Origin of the sequence: Granulibacter bethesdensis (assembly GCF_001889525.1) — a bacterium.
GTDB classification, from domain to species: domain Bacteria; phylum Pseudomonadota; class Alphaproteobacteria; order Acetobacterales; family Acetobacteraceae; genus Granulibacter; species Granulibacter bethesdensis_C.
In genome coordinates this window covers 2,392,546-2,410,925 of the sequence record NZ_CP018192.1, presented here as the reverse complement: position 1 = coordinate 2,410,925, position 18,380 = coordinate 2,392,546, and the positions used below count along the sequence as shown (strand labels likewise).

At 59.5% G+C, this 18,380-nt stretch carries 15 protein-coding genes; 5 read left to right on the top strand and 10 right to left on the bottom strand.

Annotated features, from left to right (window positions below; translation table 11 throughout):
* Positions 1-45: 45 nt before the first annotated feature.
* Together GbCGDNIH6_RS10815 and GbCGDNIH6_RS12510 are read right to left on the bottom strand one after the other, a co-directional pair.
* Positions 46-2,952, bottom strand: a complete 2,907-nt coding sequence (locus tag GbCGDNIH6_RS10815) for an ATP-dependent DNA helicase (protein ID WP_072563902.1) — start codon at positions 2,950-2,952, stop codon at positions 46-48.
* Complete coding sequence (locus GbCGDNIH6_RS12510; protein WP_157692423.1) at positions 2,952-3,104, bottom strand: hypothetical protein; 153 nt, start codon at positions 3,102-3,104, stop codon at positions 2,952-2,954. Before GbCGDNIH6_RS12510 ends, GbCGDNIH6_RS10815 begins: the two co-directional genes overlap by 1 nt.
* Between GbCGDNIH6_RS12510 and GbCGDNIH6_RS10810 the strand changes: the two genes are divergently transcribed.
* From GbCGDNIH6_RS10810 to GbCGDNIH6_RS10795, 4 genes are all read left to right on the top strand, one after another.
* Positions 3,103-4,719: a lysine--tRNA ligase gene (locus GbCGDNIH6_RS10810; RefSeq protein WP_072563900.1), complete on the top strand. Its 1,617-nt coding sequence runs from the start codon at positions 3,103-3,105 to the stop codon at positions 4,717-4,719. The genes GbCGDNIH6_RS12510 and GbCGDNIH6_RS10810 overlap by 2 nt on opposite strands.
* A complete protein-coding gene (locus GbCGDNIH6_RS10805; RefSeq protein WP_081370107.1) occupies positions 4,691-6,763 on the top strand; it encodes a lysylphosphatidylglycerol synthase domain-containing protein in 2,073 nt (690 codons plus the stop codon). Before GbCGDNIH6_RS10810 ends, GbCGDNIH6_RS10805 begins: the two co-directional genes overlap by 29 nt.
* A gap of 149 nt (positions 6,764-6,912) precedes the next feature.
* Positions 6,913-9,012, top strand: coding sequence for a glycogen debranching protein GlgX (glgX, locus tag GbCGDNIH6_RS10800; RefSeq protein ID WP_072563898.1), 2,100 nt, complete (start codon positions 6,913-6,915; stop codon positions 9,010-9,012).
* 148 nt (positions 9,013-9,160) lie between these two features.
* A complete protein-coding gene (locus GbCGDNIH6_RS10795; RefSeq protein WP_072563896.1) occupies positions 9,161-10,747 on the top strand; it encodes an APC family permease in 1,587 nt (528 codons plus the stop codon).
* Positions 10,748-10,776: 29 nt separating this feature from the next.
* On the opposite strand, the gene GbCGDNIH6_RS10790 is transcribed toward GbCGDNIH6_RS10795, so the two are convergent.
* Positions 10,777-12,009 (bottom strand): MFS transporter, encoded by a 1,233-nt coding sequence (locus GbCGDNIH6_RS10790; protein WP_072563894.1) that lies wholly within the window; start codon positions 12,007-12,009, stop codon positions 10,777-10,779.
* Positions 12,010-12,060: 51 nt separating this feature from the next.
* Here GbCGDNIH6_RS10790 and GbCGDNIH6_RS10785 point away from each other — a divergent pair, with 51 nt between their 5' ends.
* Positions 12,061-13,350 carry a DNA recombination protein RmuC gene (locus GbCGDNIH6_RS10785; RefSeq protein WP_072563892.1) on the top strand — a complete coding sequence of 430 codons (1,290 nt, stop codon included), beginning with the start codon at positions 12,061-12,063 and terminating at the stop codon, positions 13,348-13,350.
* Here the strand turns inward: GbCGDNIH6_RS10785 and GbCGDNIH6_RS10780 are convergent.
* From GbCGDNIH6_RS10780 to GbCGDNIH6_RS10750, 7 genes are all read right to left on the bottom strand, one after another.
* On the bottom strand, positions 13,347-13,814 hold the full coding sequence (locus tag GbCGDNIH6_RS10780) for a helix-turn-helix domain-containing protein (RefSeq protein ID WP_232450069.1): 468 nt from the start codon (positions 13,812-13,814) through the stop codon (positions 13,347-13,349). The genes GbCGDNIH6_RS10785 and GbCGDNIH6_RS10780 overlap by 4 nt on opposite strands.
* A gap of 262 nt (positions 13,815-14,076) precedes the next feature.
* Entirely contained in the window at positions 14,077-14,727 is a 651-nt protein-coding gene (ureG, locus tag GbCGDNIH6_RS10775) for an urease accessory protein UreG (RefSeq protein ID WP_072563890.1), read from the bottom strand.
* A complete protein-coding gene (locus GbCGDNIH6_RS10770) occupies positions 14,724-15,485 on the bottom strand; it encodes an urease accessory UreF family protein (protein WP_475689687.1) in 762 nt (253 codons plus the stop codon). Before GbCGDNIH6_RS10770 ends, ureG begins: the two co-directional genes overlap by 4 nt.
* On the bottom strand, positions 15,430-15,966 hold the full coding sequence (gene ureE / locus GbCGDNIH6_RS10765; protein WP_072563888.1) for an urease accessory protein UreE: 537 nt from the start codon (positions 15,964-15,966) through the stop codon (positions 15,430-15,432). Before ureE ends, GbCGDNIH6_RS10770 begins: the two co-directional genes overlap by 56 nt.
* Positions 15,967-15,997: 31 nt before the next feature.
* Positions 15,998-17,707 (bottom strand): urease subunit alpha, encoded by a 1,710-nt coding sequence (ureC, locus tag GbCGDNIH6_RS10760; RefSeq protein ID WP_198355759.1) that lies wholly within the window; start codon positions 17,705-17,707, stop codon positions 15,998-16,000.
* Positions 17,707-18,012, bottom strand: a complete 306-nt coding sequence (locus tag GbCGDNIH6_RS10755) for an urease subunit beta (RefSeq protein ID WP_072563884.1) — start codon at positions 18,010-18,012, stop codon at positions 17,707-17,709. The genes ureC and GbCGDNIH6_RS10755 overlap by 1 nt, the downstream gene beginning before the upstream one ends.
* A gap of 19 nt (positions 18,013-18,031) precedes the next feature.
* Complete coding sequence (locus GbCGDNIH6_RS10750) at positions 18,032-18,334, bottom strand: urease subunit gamma (protein WP_072563882.1); 303 nt, start codon at positions 18,332-18,334, stop codon at positions 18,032-18,034.
* Positions 18,335-18,380: the final 46 nt, after the last annotated feature.

The window sequence follows — 18,380 nt, the reverse complement described above, 5'->3', positions numbered from 1 at the left end:
GGAAAAAACTCGCTCATACTGGCAAGAGGTGCAAGCCGAAACGCATCAAATTCCGAATGGGTCGGCACCCATCACGTTTTTGTGTTCAATTCCCAAAAAATCGGCTGTTTCTGCCGCGGCTTCCGCCAGCCCAACCCGTCTGACCGTGACGCCGGGGGGAAAGGCGGAGAGAAGACGGCTGGGCGTCCGGCGGTCCAGCAGCACGAACACGCCCCGGTCGGAAGCGCTGCGCACAAGTCGCCCGAAAGCCTGTCGCAATCTCATGCGTGTGATGCGCTCGTCATAAGCTGACGGCATGCCGCCAGAAAGATGCATACGGCGTTCCCGATGCAGAATGTCCGGACGCGGCCAAGGCACACGTTCGAACGCAACAAGTCGCAGGGCGCGACCCGGCACATCGACCCCGTCACGCATTGCATCGGTGCCGAGCAGACAGGAATCGATTTCGGTGCGAAAGACATCCACCAGTGTGGTGTTGTCCATGGCATCCACATGCTGGGCAAGGACTTGTATCCCCTTCGCTTCCAGGGCGGGTGCAATCCGTGCATGAACGGCGCGCAGCCGGGTAATAGCGGTAAACAGTCCTAATCCCCCTCCGCCTGCCGCCAGAAACAGGGTACGGTAGGCAGCGGCGAGTGCCGCAAGTTCGTACCCTGCATCGGTGATGATGAAGGCGCGCGTCTGTGTCGCATAGTCGAACGGGCTGGCCAGAGCGGCGCGGATAGCGGGGGAGGGCAGATGTGGTGCGCCGACTTGTGCTTCAGCCGCTTCCCATGCGGCGGCCTGATCCTCCATGCCGCCGTCGCGCAATGTGGCTGAGGTGATCAGCAATCCATGCGCGGGCGAAGCCAGCGTGGCGGTAAAAGGAATGGTCGGGTCCAGCCAATGCCGGTGCAGTCCGACATCCCGGTCGCCGGTATCGCCGCGTTGCAGGCGGATGAAATACACATGCTCCGGCCGGAGTCCTGCTTCCGGTGGCGGTGACTGGATTGCCAGCAGCATGGTGCGCCATGCTGAAAGCGGGTCGATGGCCCGGCGTCCCAGAGAGCGGCAGGTGGCCTCAATCCGGCTGCGGGTTGGCTGATCGAGCGTGTCGGACTCGCTTTCCAGCCGGTCGGCCAGACGCTGGCGGAGGGTTTTCAGCGGTTGGAGGATACGGTCCAGCGCCCGATCCAGCACAGCAGCAGCGTCAGGGAGTTCGGGCAGAACCGGATGCAGATCTGATTCAATGGCGGTGCGGGGCAGCCCGGTTTTGTCGTTTGACCGCGCCAGAGCCTGACGCCGCAGCAGATGCAGCAGGGCTTCCGCCGGATTTTGCCGCCCCGCCTCGACTCCGCCAAGGTCGGGCAGCAGGACGTTGCCGAGTGAAGAATCCAGATGTTCCTGTGCATTTTGGGCCGCTTCGGCCAGACGCATCTGCCAGCCTTGCGGGGGCAGAGCGGTGGCGGCGGTCAGGGCTGCTTCCAGCGGGGCCTGAAGGTCGGGATCATCGGCCACCAGTTCCTCAAGCCTGCGGCGCAGACCGCGGGCGCGGGAACGGCCGCCTTCTGCTCCGCGCAGCCAGCGACGGAGTTCGGCCGTTTCCATCCCTGACAGGATGGCCGAAAACGCACTATCGGCGGCATCGAAGACATGATGGCCCTCGTCAAAGACATAGCGCGTGGGAACTGTCGTATCGTCCAGTCCACCCCACACTGCCTGCGCCATGACCAGCGCGTGATTGGCCACCACCAGATCGGCCCCGCGTGCCCGCCGGATGCTGTGTTCCACAAAGCATTTCTTCCAGTGGCCGCATCCGGCGTGAATACATTCGCCGCGCCGGTCCGCCAGTGCTGGCAGCAACCCGCCACCAAACAGTTCCGGAAGCCAGCCGGGGAGATCGCCGCCTTGCAGATCACCATCTTCCGTCACCAGTGCCCAGCGTGCCAGCAGCGCGAGCGGAATGGTGCGGGTATGCGCCAGCCCTGCCACGCTGGCCACGGCGTCCTCGAAATTCAGCAGGCAGAGATAGTTCTCCCGTCCTTTGCGCAGCACGGTTTTCTGCCGCCTGATGACGGGATCGGGAAATAGCCGGGCCAGCTCACCCTCGATCTGCCGTTGCAGATGGCGGGTATAGGTGCTGATCCAGACGGAACCGTGGTTACGCTCGGCCCACAGGCTGGCAGGGGCGATATAGCCCAGCGTTTTGCCGGTGCCGGTGCCTGCCTCGGCCAGCACCAGATGGGGATCGCCCCGGCTTTGTCTCGGTGCAAAGGCGGCGCTGGCGGCACCCGCATAATCCGCCTGTCCTGGTCGTTGCTCCGCATCAGTGCCGAGAATGCTGCGCAGGCGGCTCCTTGCCTCGGCATCGCTGACCGGGTGGGAAGAGGGTGGCGGCGCGGGCGGCAGGTCTTCCCATTCCGGCAGTCGGTTCCAGATTCTCAGCGCGTTGGCCTGTGCGGCGGCATCGGGCTGGCCCAGCGCCTTCATCACATAAGGTGCCCATGCCCAACCGCTTTGCCCCATCCGTGCGGCGAGAGCCGCAGCGTCGCGGTTCAACGGTGTCATGCGTCCGGCCTGCAACCGGTTCAGCAGATTGGACGTCAGTCGGGACAGGCTGGTGACCTGTTCCTCCAGACACGGTCCTGGCGGTGGCAGATCAAGCGCCAGCGCCAGCCCGCGCGGGGTGGGGGAGGCGGTCTTGCCAGGCAGCACGAAAGCAAACAACTCCAGCAGATCAAGGCACGGCATGGCATGGCCATGCAGAGCGAGCCGGTTCAGGGTGGCGGGCGCATGAATAACCAGCACCGGTGGCAGTGTATGCAGCATGGCGGCGGCTCTGGCGCTGCTGGTCTGGTGCAACACGCCATCCGGATCAATGAGTGCTGCCTGTCCGTATCCGGCGACAAGGGCGGCATACCCTGCCTGTGAAGAAGATTCCTGCTGGATGATGCTGGGGGGGCGGGACTGCATCAGACCTTTATAGGGCTAAGCAGACTGGCCGCCAGAGCGTATCTGCGGATCGTGTCGCTGAGTAGATCAGGCAGCATTTCCTGCCGGTCAGCGGAGCCATGTTCACGGCTCCGATTGACCGGACGGCCTGCCGTTTCTAGCTTGCGCCGCATGGTGACGTCTTTATCCGCTTCTTCCCCCTCTGATCCCTCCTCTTCCGGCCCTGTGCCGGAGGTTCCCAAGGCATGGCCTTTTGAGGAAGCGCAGCGCGTTTCCGCGCGTCTGGCTGCAACCGGAAAAAAGGAGGCGCTGTTCGAGACCGGCTATGGCCCATCCGGCCTGCCGCATATCGGCACGTTCGGGGAAGTGGCGCGCACCTCCTGGGTGCGGAATGCCTTTACGGAGCTGATCGGCCTGCCATCCCGCCTGCTGGCTTTCAGCGATGATATGGACGGGCTGCGCAAGGTGCCGGATAACGTCCCGAACAAGGAGATGCTGGCTGAATTCATCGGCCGTCCGTTGACCAGTGTGCCGGATCCGTTTGGCACCCATGACAGTTTCGGTGCTCATAACAATGCCCGGCTGCGCAGCTTTCTGGATGGGTTCGGCTTTTCCTATGAATTCGCATCCTCCACCGAGTATTATCGGTCGGGTCGGTTCGATGTGGCCCTCCGTCGTCTGCTGGAAGTGTATGAGGAGGTCACCGCTGTCATTCTGCCGACACTGGGGCCGGAGCGCCGGGCGACCTATTCTCCTTTCCTGCCGCTTCATCCGGAAACCGGAATTGTCATGCAGGTGCCGATCGAGCATCGCGATGTCGAGGCTGGAACGATCGTCTGGCGGGACGAGAGTGGCAAACGTTTCGAGACGCCGGTCACCGGTGGTGCCGCCAAGTTGCAGTGGAAGGCCGACTGGGCGATGCGCTGGTACGCGCTGGGCGTCGATTACGAAATGTCGGGCAAGGATCTGATCGACAGCGTGCGGCTATCCTCCCGCATCTGCTCCATTCTCGGTGGGCAGCCGCCGGTGACGCTGACCTACGAGCTGTTTCTGGACGAGCATGGTCAGAAAATCAGCAAGTCGAAAGGCAATGGCCTGTCCGTCGAGGAATGGCTGCGCTATGCCCCGCCGGAAAGTCTGGCGCAATACATGTATAACGCGCCGCAGCGGGCCAAGCGCCTGTATTTCGACGTGATCCCGCGTGCTGCCGATGAATATCTCGCCCATGCCGACAAAGCTGCGACTCAGGATGAGACCGCGCTGAAGACCAATCCCTCCTGGCATATCGCCGGGCGGCAGGTACCGGAACAGCGCAGCCCGCTCAGTTTCGCGATGCTGCTCAATCTGGCCAGTGTGGTGAATGCGGAGAACGCTGATATTCTGTGGGGCTTCATCCGCCGCTACTGCCCCGGCGCCACGCCGGAGAAGCAGCCTTTTCTGGCGCGGCTGGCCGATCATGCGGTGATGTATTATCGCGATTTCGTGCTGCCGCAGAAAAATTACCGCGATCCGACAGAGACCGAGCGGGCAGCCCTTGTTGATCTGCGTGATGTGCTGCGGAGTATGGAACCGGATGCATCCGAAACCGTCCTGCAGAATGCAGTGTTCGAGGTCGGCAAGAGACATGAATTCGCAGAATTACGCGCCTGGTTCGGCTGTCTTTACCAGGTGCTGTTGGGGCAGGCGGAGGGGCCGCGCTTCGGTAACTTTGTTGCCGTCTACGGCGTTGCTGAAACTGCTTCTCTGATCGAGGCCGCCCTTGCGCGCCAAAACACTCCAACGGCTTGACGCAAAGCGGATCCGCCAGCTGAGGCTGCTGGTTCGCGGCAAGCGGATTCTGCGGCGGGCCCCCGCTTTTCTGGGGATTTTGCTGCTGATCGGTGCGATCTATGTGGTGCAGAGGGAATTCCGCCATCTGAAGGTGGATGACATCAAACGCGCATTGGAGGAGATCCCCAATCGCGTACTGTGGATCTCCGCCGGATATACTCTGGTTTCCTATGCCGTGCTGACTTTGTACGATAGGCTCGGCACGATTTATGCCGGACGGCGGGTCAGTTACTGGAAGGTCTCTCTGGCGTCTTTCTGTGCCTATTCACTGGCGCATAATCTGGGGTTTGCGGCGGTTTCCGGCGCTGCTGTGCGATATAGGTTGTATGCGCACTGGGGCCTGACACCGGTCCAGATTGGAAAGGTCATCGCCTTTTGCAGCTTGACCTTCGGGTTAGGCGGCATGGTGCTGGGCGGGGCGATCCTGCTGTGGGAGCCGGAATCAGTCCCGTTCTTCGGCCAGTGGCTGCCGGGCTGGGGTATGCATTTGCTGGGTCTGCTCATGTGGGCGGTGGTCGCAGGCTATGTAACCCTGGCGCGCATGTTCGGTACCTTCCAGATGTTCGGTCATGAGATATCACTGCCGGGCGCACGGATGGCAGTGTTGCAGGTTCTTCTGGCAACGGCGGATGTGGCAGTGACAGCGGCTATTTTCTATGCGTTGCTGCCGGAAGCGGAGGGGCTGACCTATCTGCGTTTTCTCGGGGTCTATCTGTCATCCTACACAGCCGGGCTGGCGGCCAATCTTCCCGGAGGACTGGGCGTATTCGACAGCGCCATCCTGATCGGGTTGTCAGGCTGGCTGCCCCCGCCCCAGATCGTCAGTGCGATTCTGGTTTTTCGTCTATATTATTACATTATCCCGCTTTTCGTATCCGGCGCTCTTTTTGCAGGGAACGAGATTCTGCTGCGCGGCCGTAAATCCATTCCGCCAGCGGATCAGGGACAGGACGCGTTGCCCGCCCCATCACGCTGGAGCGCACCTGATCTGGCCGTGGGGGCTGCAACCGGGGCTGTGGCTCTGAGCGGGTCCCTGTTGCTTGGCCTTAATTTCGTCGATCCCAATCCGGATCTGTCCTGGCTCGGTATTGATGCGTTTGATGCAGCGAGGGAGGCAGAGATGTTTTTCCCTTCCCTGCTCGGAACCGGTCTGCTGGTCATGGCGGTCGGTCTGGCGCAGCGGGTGCGTCTGGCGTGGGGAATGACCATTCTGCTGCTGCTCAGCGGGGCTGCGGTCTCGCTGGCGAGGGGGGAAGGGTTGTGGGTTTCAGCCGTCCTGATTTTGACCGGATTGCTGCTGGCTCCATTCAGGGAGGCGTTTTACCGTCAGGCCCGTTCTCTTCGTGATCGGATGCAGGCCGAAACGGTGGTACCGCTTTTTGCCCTGGTGATTTGCCTGCTGATGCTGGCAGGGTTCGAGCGGCATGTGAGCGGACTGGCAGGGGCATCCTGGTGGAGTGTTGTCCTGTCGGCGGATGTACCCAATGCGATCCGTGCCAGTGTGGCCGGGGCGGTACTCGCAGGGCTTGCGGCCATATGGGGACTGATTCGTCCGGCGCATGTGACCTTTCAACCATGGACGCCCGAATGGCGGATGCGTTGTGCCCGTATGAACGGGCTCAGCATTCCCAAAGCTGATGGTGTCGTTCTGGGGGAGGCAGCGCAGGCAGGGATTCCGTTCTGTCGCGTTGGATCGCTTCTCCTCGGTTTGGGTGACCCCACAGGGCCAGAGGCAGACCGTGTCTCTGCCGTGTGGCATCTCCGCGATCTGGCGAGTCAGGAAGGGCGGGAGACTGCTTTATGGGGTGTCGGGGAGACCTACCTTCAGGTGTATGCTGATCTCGGGCTTCAAGCTGTGCCACTGGATAAGGACGGGTTGCCGCTCTCCGGGGGGCAGGGAAGGCTGGAGGGTCTCTATCTGGTGTGCAGGGCCGAGCGTGATCTGCAAACGATTCTGCCGGCTTTGTCCGGGCTGATGAGGCCTTCCCACCTGGCAGAATAAGCTGTGTTTCGCGTTGTATCGGTATTTCCCCCCACCCCTATCCCCTTCCGGCATGATCAAAGGCTGGATGACTCTGTTCTGAAGCCCCTCAACTGGGGCAGCATAGCTTCCCTGTTGCCGAACCCCATCGTCGAGGTCTGATTGCAATCATGAGAACGCGCATCAGTGAGGGTCTGCCCTATCCACTGGGAGCAACCTGGGATGGGCTGGGCGTTAATTTCGCGCTGTTTTCCGCCAATGCGACAAAAGTCGAGCTCTGCCTGTTCGATTCTTCAGGCATGCGGGAGTTACAGCGGATTGAATTGCCCGAATATACCGATGAGGTCTGGCACGGCTATTTGCCGGATGCCCGGCCAGGGCAGGTCTATGCCTATCGTGTACACGGCCCCTATGCGCCGGAAGTCGGGCACCGGTTCAATCCACACAAACTGCTGCTTGATCCTTATGCCAAGGCGATGGTGGGCGATCTGCACTGGGATGATGCCTGCCACGGCTATATCATCGGCGATGAGAATGAAGATCTTTCATTTGATACGCGTGATAGCGCACGATTCATGCCGAAATGCCGGGTGATCGATTCCGCTTTCACCTGGGGTAGAGATCATCCCCCCAGCGTGCCATGGGAAAAAACGGTTTTCTACGAAACTCATCTGCGCGGCTACACCATGCGTCATCCCATGGTGCCGGAGCCTTTGCGCGGCACTTTCGCCGGTATGTCGGTGAAGGAAGTGGTGAAGCATATCAGATCGCTCGGTGTGACCTCCATCGAGTTTCTGCCGGTTCATTACTTCGTGAATGATCGTTTCCTGATCGAACAGAATCTTTCCAATTACTGGGGCTACAACACGATCAGCTTTTTCGCACCCCATCCACGTTATTCCGCCACCGGTGCAGTGGCGGAATTCAAGGAGATGGTTGCGCATCTGCATGATGCCGGTCTCGAGGTGATTCTGGATGTTGTCTATAACCACACTGCCGAAGGAAATGAGCGGGGCCCGACCCTTTCTTTCCGCGGTATCGACAATGCCAGCTATTACCGGCTGGCCCCTGATCCACGTTACTATATCAACGATACCGGCACCGGAAACACGCTGAATCTGTCTCATCCCCGGGTGTTGCAGATGGTGACTGACAGCCTTCGCTATTGGGTGGAGGAAATGCATGTTGATGGTTTCCGCTTCGACCTCGCAACTATTCTTGCCCGTGAAGCGTATGGATTCGATGAAGGAGGCGGCTTTCTGGACAGCTGCCGGCAGGATCCTGTTCTCTCCCGCGTGAAACTGGTGGCGGAGCCGTGGGATCTGGGGCCGGGCGGCTATCAGGTCGGTGGTTTTCCGCCCGGCTGGGCCGAGTGGAACGACCGGTTTCGCGATACAGTGCGTGGTTTCTGGAAAGGGGAGGAAACAGCCTCCGCCATGGCTGCGCGGCTATGCGCTTCGGCCGATATTTATAACCGTCGTGGGCGCAAACCATGGGCCAGTGTGAATTTCGTCACTGCACATGACGGGTTTACCATGCAGGATGTCGTCACCTACAACGACAAGCATAATGAGGCGAATGGCGAGGATAACAAGGACGGCCATTCTCATAACCGTTCCTGGAATTGTGGAGTGGAGGGGCCGAGCGACGATCCGGCGCTCTGTGCATTACGGGAGCGGCAGAAGCGGAATCTGATGGCGACGCTGTTCCTTGCGAAGGGAACGCCGATGCTGCTGGCGGGCGATGAGTTTGGACGCACGCAGCAAGGCAATAACAATGCCTATTGTCAGGATAACGAGATTTCATGGGTCGACTGGGACATCGATGCGGATGGTCATACCCTGATAGCCTTTGTGCGGACGCTGATTTCCTTGCGGGAGCGGTTCCCCATCCTGCGACGCGGACGTTTTCTGACGGGTGCATATGATGAGGAACTCGGTGTTCAGGATGTCACCTGGATCGCTGCCAGTGGCGACACGATGGAACCTGCCGATTGGGAAAACGGCACACGGTGTTTCGGCATGCTCATGGACGGGCGAGCACAGGCCAGTGGTGTCAGACGGGCCGGAACGGACACCACGCTGCTGGTGATTTACAACGCCCATCATGAGGAGGTACCCTTTCATTTACCACCCTGTGCCGGGGCACGGCGATGGGAACTGACATTCGATACCAGTCAGCCGGAAGGTGCCAAAACCCGTGCCTATCGGATTGGGCAGGTTTATGCTGTCACGGCGCGATCAGTGGTTCTGTTCGCACTCCAACCCTGACGATTATTGAGGGGCTTGATAAGAAAATTGAGGCTTACAGCAGAGACGGAATGTGCTGATGTAACCACCGTTCATCCGATGATGATTGAAGTTGCTTGACCTTTTAAAAAGAAAAAAAGGAACGTCCCTTGAAAGCTGTTATACGCTGATGGCCGGGCAGTTAAAACGGGATGTTGGTCCCTGGGCACTGATGTTTACCGGCCTGGGCTCGATTATCGGCTCGGGTTGGTTGTTCGGGGCCGCGAGGGCTGCCAATCTGGCAGGGCCAGGGGCCATTTTTGCCTGGTTGATGGGAATGGGAATCGTGCTGCTTTTCGCCCTGCTGGGGGCGGAGCTTGGTACGATGATGCCTGAATCCGGTGGTATGGTGCGATATGCACGGTACAGCCATGGTTCCCTGCTTGGATTTTTCACCGCCTGGGCCAACTGGATTTCCATCGTCAGCGTTATTCCTATCGAGGCTGAAGCCTCGGTTCAATATATGAGTTCATGGCCCTATCCATGGGCACAGCATCTTATGGTGAACGGGGAGCTGAGCGGATTTGCGCAGCTGCTGGCAGCGGGATTGGTCGTTGTTTATTTTCTGCTGAATTACTGGGGCGTGAAGTTGTTCGCGCGTAGCAATTCAGTCATTACCGTGTTCAAGATCATCATTCCGGCTGTAACGGCGGTGGCGCTGATGGCCTCTTCGTTTCATCCCGGCAATGTGAGCGGTGCCACTTCAGAAGGCGGTATGCTGCCTTATGGGCTGGCGGGTGTGCTGACCGCCATTGCCACATCAGGCATCATCTTCGCCTTCAACGGATTTCAAAGTCCTTTGAATCTGGTAGGAGAAGCACGTAATCCGGCGCGTAGTGTCCCGTTTGCGGTGGTCGGTTCCGTGCTGCTGGCGGGGGCAATTTATGTACTGCTTCAGGTTGCTTATCTGGGTGTTGTCGATCCGGCCAGAATCGTAGACGGATGGGCGCATGTAACGTTCAACTCACCGTTTGCGCAGCTGGCGCTGGCCCTTAATCTGAATTGGCTGGCGCTTCTGTTATATCTGGATGCATTTGTCAGCCCGAGCGGTACCGGCATCACCTATATGGCCAGTACCACGCGTATGGTTCATGGCATGCAGCGCAATGGTACGGCACCCGATATGCTGGGTGCCGTGCATCCCATCTACGGGATTCCTCGTGGAGCATTATGGTTTAATCTTGGTGTCTCCTTTATCTTCCTGTATTTCTTTCGCGGCTGGGGAGCTTTGGCGGCGGCGATCTCTGTGGCAACAGTCATCAGCTATGTCATGATTCCGATCTGTGCGATGAGCTTGCGTCGTACGGCGTCTGACATGAACCGTCCGGTGCGTGTGCCAGGAATTAATGTGATCGGCCACTTCGCTTTTATGTGTGCTTCCCTGCTTCTGTACTGGGCGCGCTGGCCGCTGACCGGGTATATTATCCTGTTGCTGGTCGCGGCCCTGCCAATTTATTTCTATTACCAGACCAAAAACGGTTGGACCGGGGCCAGAGATGATGTGAGGGCTGCACAATGGTTCATTCTGTATCTGCCGGTTATGGCGGCTCTGTCATGGGCAGGGAGTGATAAGTTCGGAGGGCATGATTATCTGCCCTATGGATGGGATATGGCGATCGTGGCAGCGATTTCGCTGGTCTTCAGCCATTGGGGAGTACGCAGTGGCTGGCGCACCGATGCTCTTGAGATCGCCGCGAAAGAACACGCTGCTCAATAAGGGCGGCGCTGCGGGCTACCTCGGAGCGTTTATAATCGCCTTTGCTGTCTGGTTGCCGTTACATGCACGCTTATCGCAAGCACAGTGACGGTAGCCCCCAGCAGGCACAGCGGCGTCCAGCCCCCTTGATGCCATACGAGGCTGGCCAGCATTGATCCGGCTGCCCCTCCCAGAAACATCAGGCCCATATAGATCGTATTGATACGCGCACGTGCATCCGGGCGGAGTGCATAAATACGATGCTGATTGGAGACCTGGGTTGCCTGCACGCCCAGATCCAGCAGCACAACGCCGGCGGCAAGTCCGGCGATGCCTGGTACGGCGTAGAATACGCCCCAGCTTGTCAGCACCAGAATCAGGCCGAGCCCGATCATCAGCGCCGGCCCTCGCCGATCGGCCAGGCGTCCGGTCACAGGGGCGATCAGAATACCGGCAATGCCGAGGATACCGAACAATCCGGCTGCGCCCGCCCCCAGTTCAAAAGGAGGTTGTTCCAGTCGCAATGCCAGAATGGACCAGAGCATACTGAAGGCAGCGAACTGTCCGATCTGGATAAAGGCCGCGTGTCGCAGTACCGGTTCCTGCCGCCATAACGTGCCAAGCGACAGCAGCAGCGAGCCATAGCGGGTGCGCGTGACCGGTGGCAGAGAAGGCAGCATAATCGCCAGAGCGACAGCCGCCAGAAGATCAAGCACGGCTCCAGCCTCGAAAGCAGCGCGCCAGCCGACCATATCCGTGACCCAGCCGGACAGGGTACGGCTGAGCAGAATGCCGCAGAACAATCCGCTCATCACCATTCCCACTGCTGCACCGCGGCGAGAGGGGGCAGCCAGCGCGGCCGCCAGCGGCACAATCTGTTGGGTAACCGAAGCGCCTAACCCGACCAGTACGGAAACAACCGCAAGCCCCGCGGCACTTTGTACCATGCTGGCCAGTATCAGGGCCAGTGCAGCTGCGAGTGTCTGGATCAGGATCAGACCACGCCGGGGCAGCATATCGCCCAGCGGGACCAGCAGCAGCAAACCCAGCGCGTAGCCGAGCTGGGTTGCGGTTGGAATCATTCCGATGGCCATCGGATGACCGGGGAATTGCACGCTGATCGCCCCGAGCATCGGTTGATTGTAATAGATCGCCCCGACTGTGCACGCGACACAGACGGATAGAACCCATTGTATCCAGGGGGATACGCCACCAGAAGTTTCGGAAGGGGGGTGCTGGCTGCTGCTTGTCGCAAACTGCGGAGAGTGCGAATTTTTTGACATGAGACCAGTCCAATATCGTATGGACAGCGCTCTTCAAAGGATTAAGCACTGATGATGGATATGCTGGCCCTGGCTTTATCCGCTTTGGCTTTGCTGGCGGTTGTGTGGATGCTTCTGTCTCTGCCGTCACGTCTGGCGGCGGCGGTGGAGCAATCCCATGCGCGGGGCCGTGATGAGACGGAAGCGATGCGTCGGCATCTGCTGGATATGGAACGCGCCTTGTCGGCGGCATTGCGTGATGCGAACACGGAAGCCATGGGGCGTATTTTCTCGGAGGTTGGCACCGCGACCGGCGCATTGCGTCAGGATGTCACCGGGTCTCTGGGGGCGTTGCGGGATGCACAGGGCCGCGCCATCGGTGATCTGCATGCCGCATTGAGAGAGGGGCTGGACCGGCTGCGTGAAAGCAGCGAGACCAGATTGAAGGAAATCCGCACGGCGGTGAACGAGCAGCTTCATGCTGCGGTTGAAAAGCAGATGACGGAGAGTTTCGCCCGCGTCATCGACCAGTTCACCGCAGTTCAGAAGGCGATGAGCGATGTGCAGGCAGTCACGGCGCAGATCGGTGACATCAAGCGCCTGTTCAGTAATGTGAAGACCCGTGGCGGCTGGGGGGAAGCGCAGGTGCGCGCCATGCTGGACGACGTGCTGCCGCCGGGCAGTTATGAAACCAATAAACGCCTGCGTGATGATAGTGATGAGGTGGTGGAATTCGCCGTCATCATGCCGATGAAAGGGGATCGACCGGTTTACCTGCCGATCGATGCCAAATTCCCGGTGGAGGACTATGAACGCCTGCTTGCTGCCTCGGAGGCAGGAGATGTGGAGGCGGAGCGGATGGCAGTGGCCGGTTTGACACGTCGCATCAAGGATGAGGCGCGCAAGATCGCGACGAAATATGTGCTGCCGCCGCGTACGGTGGAATTCGCCGTGCTGTATGTGCCGACGGATGCGCTGTATGCGGAAATCGCCCGTGTTCCTGGCCTGATCGACGAGGTGGGACGCCTGCATCGTGTGCTGGTGCTCGGGCCGAGTGTGTTTCCGGCTTTGCTGCGGACCATCCATCTCGGCCATGTCACGCTGGCGCTGGAACAGAAGGCCGATCAGATCAGAACGTTGCTGGGTGCAACCAAAACCGAGATGGAGCGCATGGATAAGGTGCTGGAGCGTCTGGCCAAACAGGCTGGTACCTTCAGCAACACGATTGAAACGGCCCGTGTCCGCACGCGGGCCGTCGCCCGCACCTTGCGCGGTGTCGAGGGAAGGGAACCGGAGGAAGCTGAGCGTCTGCTTGCTACGGGAGAAGCCGGAACAGAAGAGGCTGAGGAGGGCCTGTTTTAACGGCTGACCCCATTGTGCGGCGCTGATTTATTGGAGCGGCAGGAACAAGTCGGTGACGGCCTGATGCTCCGCAACATCGGGGAACAGGGTGATACGTTGACAGTACAGCGGAAAATCTCCCGGTGTTTCATTGCTGATCGGTAACCAATCATCGCCGGATCGCCGCGATGCGTCATGATGGCAACCGGTATCGGGTCCGTTTCGCGGATGGTGATATCTTCTATTGTGAAACGTAGCTGTGTGCATCTGCTTCTGGCCTGGTCGAGTGGTTCAAATGTTTCCAGCAATTGTTGCCAGTCCGGCTTTGTCCTGAATGTGGAAGGGGATTGTCCGAACTGTTTCCGGAAGGCTCTGCCGAAGGCATCCGGTGCATCGTAACCGGCATCCAGCGCAATATTGGTAATCCGCTCGGCATTGCGATAGGCCAGTCGGAAAGAAGCCCGCTTCAAGCGACTGAGCTGAATATAATTGTGAACGGACAGGCCAAACAGCGCTGTGAATTGCCGTGAAAATGATATTTTGAAAAAGCCGCTATATTGCTCAGTATTTCGACGCTCAGCTTATCGTCGAGATGGTGGTCAATGTAATCGAGCACTCTCTGCATACGGCTATGATAGTGTTGAAGTGGTACCTTCATGGCTGCTCCCCCGTGAAGGCACCATTCTGGACGCGCACAGTCATGGCGCGCGCGACCGATCTTGCGGTTTTGGAGAAGATCACCCTGAATCAGATGGTATCCGGAGTAACAAACCCACCACTTCGCAGGATGAAATCAGCGATTTCTTGCACACCTTGCTGATCTTTCAGATTGGTGAACAGGAACGGGCGCGTTCCACGCATCTTGCGGGCATCACGGTCCATCACCCCCAGATTGGCGCCCACCAGAGGGGCGAGATCGATCTTGTTGATGACCAGCAGATCGGATCGCGTAATGCCGGGGCCACCTTTGCGGGGGATTTTATCGCCGGCCGAGACGTCGATGACATACAGCGTGAGGTCAGCCAGTTCGGGTGAGAAAGTGGCCGCAAGATTATCGCCGCCGCTCTCGATGAACAGGATATCGAGGCCCGGGAAACGCTGGCTCAGATCACGCACCGCGGCGAGGTTGATGGAAGCATCCTCACGAATGGCAGTATGTGGGCAGCCGCCTGTTTCCACACCCATGATCCGTTCAGGCGAGAGGGCACCGGAACGTGTCAGAAATTCCGCATCTTCCCGTGTGTAGATATCATTGGTGATGACAGCAATATTGTAGGAATCACGCAAAGTTTTGCAAAGACGGTCTGTCAGCGCGGTTTTGCCGGAGCCAACCGGTCCCCCGATTCCCACCCGGAACGGGCCATGTGCGAAGCGGTCGGAAGGAGAATGGGCGGTCATGATCGGAACAGCCTCGTATATTGCGTTTCGTGACGGATAGAGAACAGATCGAGCATCGGTGCGGCCGAGCCTGCGTCTTCCAGTGCTGTGTTCAGCCCGTGATCGGTGGCGCGCTGAAGATCATCCAGCAACGCAGCCTGTGCCCGTTGACCATCCGTCTGGCCCAGCGGAATCAGTCTGACACCGGCGGAGACCAGATTGGCGGCAAAGGCAGACAGATACCCGAACAAAGCGGCCCGCAGCGGAATTCCCTGCCAACAACTGGCAACTCCGAAGGCGACGGGATGGACGATGCTTTCATCATGACGCGCGCAGAAAGCGGCAAAGCGTGGATCAGGCCATGCCGCCTGCGTTACATCGCAAAAGGCCCGCCCCTGTGCGGAGGTTTCCAGCGCGGTTTCCGCACTGCTGCGCCATGCCGCCCCCAGCACAGCAAGTTCATCGAGCAGCACTTGATCTTCTGCCTGAGCCGCCCGCCATGAAGCGGCGAGTAGTGGACCATCAATCGCTGCCGCCCCGTCATGAAGCACGGTGGCTACATAATCGGCGAGGCTCTGCCGATGATGCACCAGACCATCCTCCACGGCGGTTTCAAGTCCATGGCTGTAAGTATAGGCCCCGACCGGATAGGCCGGAGACAGCCAGCTCAGCAGCCGGTACAGCGCGGCATCGCCAGTGGGGCCAGAGCTGGAGCCCGGATCGTCAATCATGCGTGTGGGGATGATCGTGTCCATGATCGTGTGGATATGTATGCTCATGTGGGTGACCATGGGCATGTGCGTGATGCCGGTTATGCTCGCCATACGCACCGCCTTCCGGATCGAACGGCATGATCACGGAACGCACATGCGCACCCAACCCCCGCAGCATAGTGACAATCACATGATCATCACGGATCAGAATACGATTATCGCTGATCTGGGCTGGAAGATGACGGTTACCGAGATGCCAGGCCAGCCGTGACAATTCGTCCGGACCATGCGCGGTAATCTCGATCAGAGGTTCCGGTGCGGCCCTCACGGCGATCAATGTGCCATCCTCGACCTGGATAGCGTCACCATCCCGCAGTACGGTTGTTTCGATCAGATCAAGCAGAATCCGGCGGCCTTGTTTGGTGGTGTAGAGCCTGCGGCGACGATGCCGGTCGTCATAATCCAGTCTTACGCTGTCATCGGCATGGGAGGCATTCCATTCGCCGCTGCGGCGGACGTGACGGGCGATAGGCACGATTTCGGTCATGATGGATCAATTCCTGCAACAGCATGGATAGTCAGAACAGAAAATACCGTTGCGCCATCGGTAATATTTCCGCTGGCTCACAGATCAGCAATTCACCATCGGCCCTGACTTCATAGGTTTCCGGGTCGATTTCGATATGCGGACAGTAATCATTCAACACCATATCCCGTTTCGACAGGCCTGACCGGGTGTTCTTCACCGGCAGCATGGCGCGACGGGTTTGCAGCTGCTCCGCCAGACCGTGTGCTAGAGAAACCCCGGAGGCAAAAATCAGGCCGCATTCCGGCAGCGCCGCTCCATAAGCGCCGAACATAGGCCGGTAATGTACCGGTTGTGGGGTAGGGATGGAGGCGTTGGGATCGCCCATGGGGGCCATGACGATGGTACCGTTCTTCAGCACCATATCTGGTTTGACGCCGAAAAACGCTGGTGACCACAGCACAAGATCGGCAACCCGGCCCACTGCCACGCTGCCGACATGCTCGGCGATCCCCTGCGCAAGCGCGGGATTGATGGTGTATTTCGCGATGTAGCGCCGCACCCGCAGATTGTCATTATCGCCCGTTTCACCGGGCAGACGGCCGCGTTGCTGCTTCATCATGTGAGCGGTCTGCCAGGTGCGGATGATGACTTCTCCCACCCGTCCCATCGCCTGACTGTCGGAGCTGATGATCGAAATGGCACCCAGATCGTGCAGAATATCCTCGGCGGCGATGGTTTCACGCCTGATGCGGCTTTCGGCGAAGGCGACATCCTCGGGAATGCGGGCATCAAGGTGGTGGCAGACCATCAGCATATCCAGATGCTCGTCAGCCGTGTTCACCGTATAGGGCATGGTGGGGTTGGTGGAGCTGGGCAGCACGTTGGCTTCCCCCACCAGCTGCAAAATATCCGGCGCGTGCCCCCCGCCTGCGCCTTCGGTGTGGAAAGCCTGAATGGTGCGTCCACGCAGCGCGTCGATGGTGCTTTCCACGAAGCCCGCCTCGTTCAGCGTATCCGAGTGCAATGCAACCTGAACATCCAGCGCATCGGCGACAGACAGGCAATTATCGATTGCGGCAGGCGTGGAGCCCCAATCTTCATGCAGTTTCAGCCCGGCGGCGCCCGCCAGGATCTGCTCTTCCAGGGCGGCGGGGAGGGCGGCATTCCCCTTGCCGAGAAAACCGAGATTGATCGGAAATCCTTCAGCCGCTTTCAGCATCCGGTGCAGATGAAAGGGGCCGGGCGTTACGGTGGTGGCCAGCGTGCCATGTGCCGGACCGGTGCCGCCACCGAACAGGGTGGTCATGCCTGCGGACAGCGCTTCCTCGATCTGCTGCGGGCAGATGAAATGGATATGCACGTCGATCCCGCCCGCGGTGAGGATGCGCCCTTCTCCGGCGATGATTTCCGTGCCGGGGCCGATCACGATATCCACACCGGGCTGGGTGCCGGGATTGCCGGCTTTGCCGATCGCGGCGATACGCCCTGCTTTCAGCCCGACATCCGCCTTCACGATGCCCCAATGATCGACGATCAGGGCATTGGTGATGACCGTATCCACCGCACCGGCGGCGTTGGTCATCTGCGACTGGCCCATGCCGTCACGGATTACTTTGCCACCGCCGAATTTGACTTCCTCGCCATAGGTGGTCAGGTCACGCTCAACCTCGATGATCAGATCGGTATCGGCCAGACGCAGGCGGTCCCCGGTGGTAGGACCATACATGCTGGCATAGGCGGCGCGGGAAAGGCGGGCCATCAGAGGGCTCCTCCGGTTTCGTTCCGGAAACCATGCACAATCCGTGCCCCGCGATAGGGGATCAGAGGAACCTCCCGGCTCTGCCCCGGTTCGAAGCGGATCGCGGTCCCGGCGGGAATATCCAGCCTCTGTCCACGCGCCGCTTCCCGGTTGAAATGCAGCAACGGATTGGCTTCGGCGAAATGATAATGGCTGCCGACCTGAACCGGGCGGTCGCCGGTATTGGCGACCACCAGTTTCGTCACGGGCAGGCCATTATTCAGAACGATCTCGCCGGGGGCGGAAAAAACTTCACCTGGGATCATCGTGGCGTGTCCTTGCCGCTCAACGGATGGGATTGTGAACGGTGACCAGTTTGGTGCCGTCCGGGAAGGTTGCTTCCACCTGGACGTCGTGAATCATCTCCGGCACACCTTCCATCACCTGTTCGCGCGTCAGGACGGTGCCACCATCGCGCATCAGCTCCGCCACGCTGTGGCCATCGCGTGCGCCTTCCACCACGAAATCGGTGATCAGGGCGATGGCTTCGGGGTGGTTCAGCTTCACGCCGCGTTCCAGACGACGTCTGGCAACCTGCGCTGCCATGGCGATCAGCAGCTTGTCTTTTTCGCGGGGAGTCAGATGCATCGACGTGGCCTGTGTGCGATCGTTGGGGATAAAGGATGAATTATGG

Excerpts from the sequence above, each read along its gene's own strand:
- GbCGDNIH6_RS10755 (WP_072563884.1), bottom strand. The coding sequence starts at position 18,012 with ATGATCCCAGGTGAAGTTTTTTCCGCCCCCGGCGAGATCGTTCTGAAT.
- GbCGDNIH6_RS10795 (WP_072563896.1), top strand. The coding sequence starts at position 9,161 with ATGGCCGGGCAGTTAAAACGGGATGTTGGTCCCTGGGCACTGATGTTT.
- ureC (WP_198355759.1), bottom strand. The coding sequence starts at position 17,707 with ATGGCCCGCCTTTCCCGCGCCGCCTATGCCAGCATGTATGGTCCTACC.
- GbCGDNIH6_RS10750 (WP_072563882.1), bottom strand. The coding sequence starts at position 18,334 with ATGCATCTGACTCCCCGCGAAAAAGACAAGCTGCTGATCGCCATGGCA.
- GbCGDNIH6_RS10790 (WP_072563894.1), bottom strand. The coding sequence starts at position 12,009 with ATGTCAAAAAATTCGCACTCTCCGCAGTTTGCGACAAGCAGCAGCCAG.
- GbCGDNIH6_RS12510 (WP_157692423.1), bottom strand. The coding sequence starts at position 3,104 with ATGCGGCGCAAGCTAGAAACGGCAGGCCGTCCGGTCAATCGGAGCCGT.
- GbCGDNIH6_RS10810 (WP_072563900.1), top strand. The coding sequence starts at position 3,103 with ATGGTGACGTCTTTATCCGCTTCTTCCCCCTCTGATCCCTCCTCTTCC.
- GbCGDNIH6_RS10770 (WP_475689687.1), bottom strand. The coding sequence starts at position 15,485 with ATGAGCATACATATCCACACGATCATGGACACGATCATCCCCACACGC.
- GbCGDNIH6_RS10785 (WP_072563892.1), top strand. The coding sequence starts at position 12,061 with ATGATGGATATGCTGGCCCTGGCTTTATCCGCTTTGGCTTTGCTGGCG.
- glgX (WP_072563898.1), top strand. The coding sequence starts at position 6,913 with ATGAGAACGCGCATCAGTGAGGGTCTGCCCTATCCACTGGGAGCAACC.
- ureG (WP_072563890.1), bottom strand. The coding sequence starts at position 14,727 with ATGACCGCCCATTCTCCTTCCGACCGCTTCGCACATGGCCCGTTCCGG.
- ureE (WP_072563888.1), bottom strand. The coding sequence starts at position 15,966 with ATGACCGAAATCGTGCCTATCGCCCGTCACGTCCGCCGCAGCGGCGAA.
- GbCGDNIH6_RS10815 (WP_072563902.1), bottom strand. The coding sequence starts at position 2,952 with ATGCAGTCCCGCCCCCCCAGCATCATCCAGCAGGAATCTTCTTCACAG.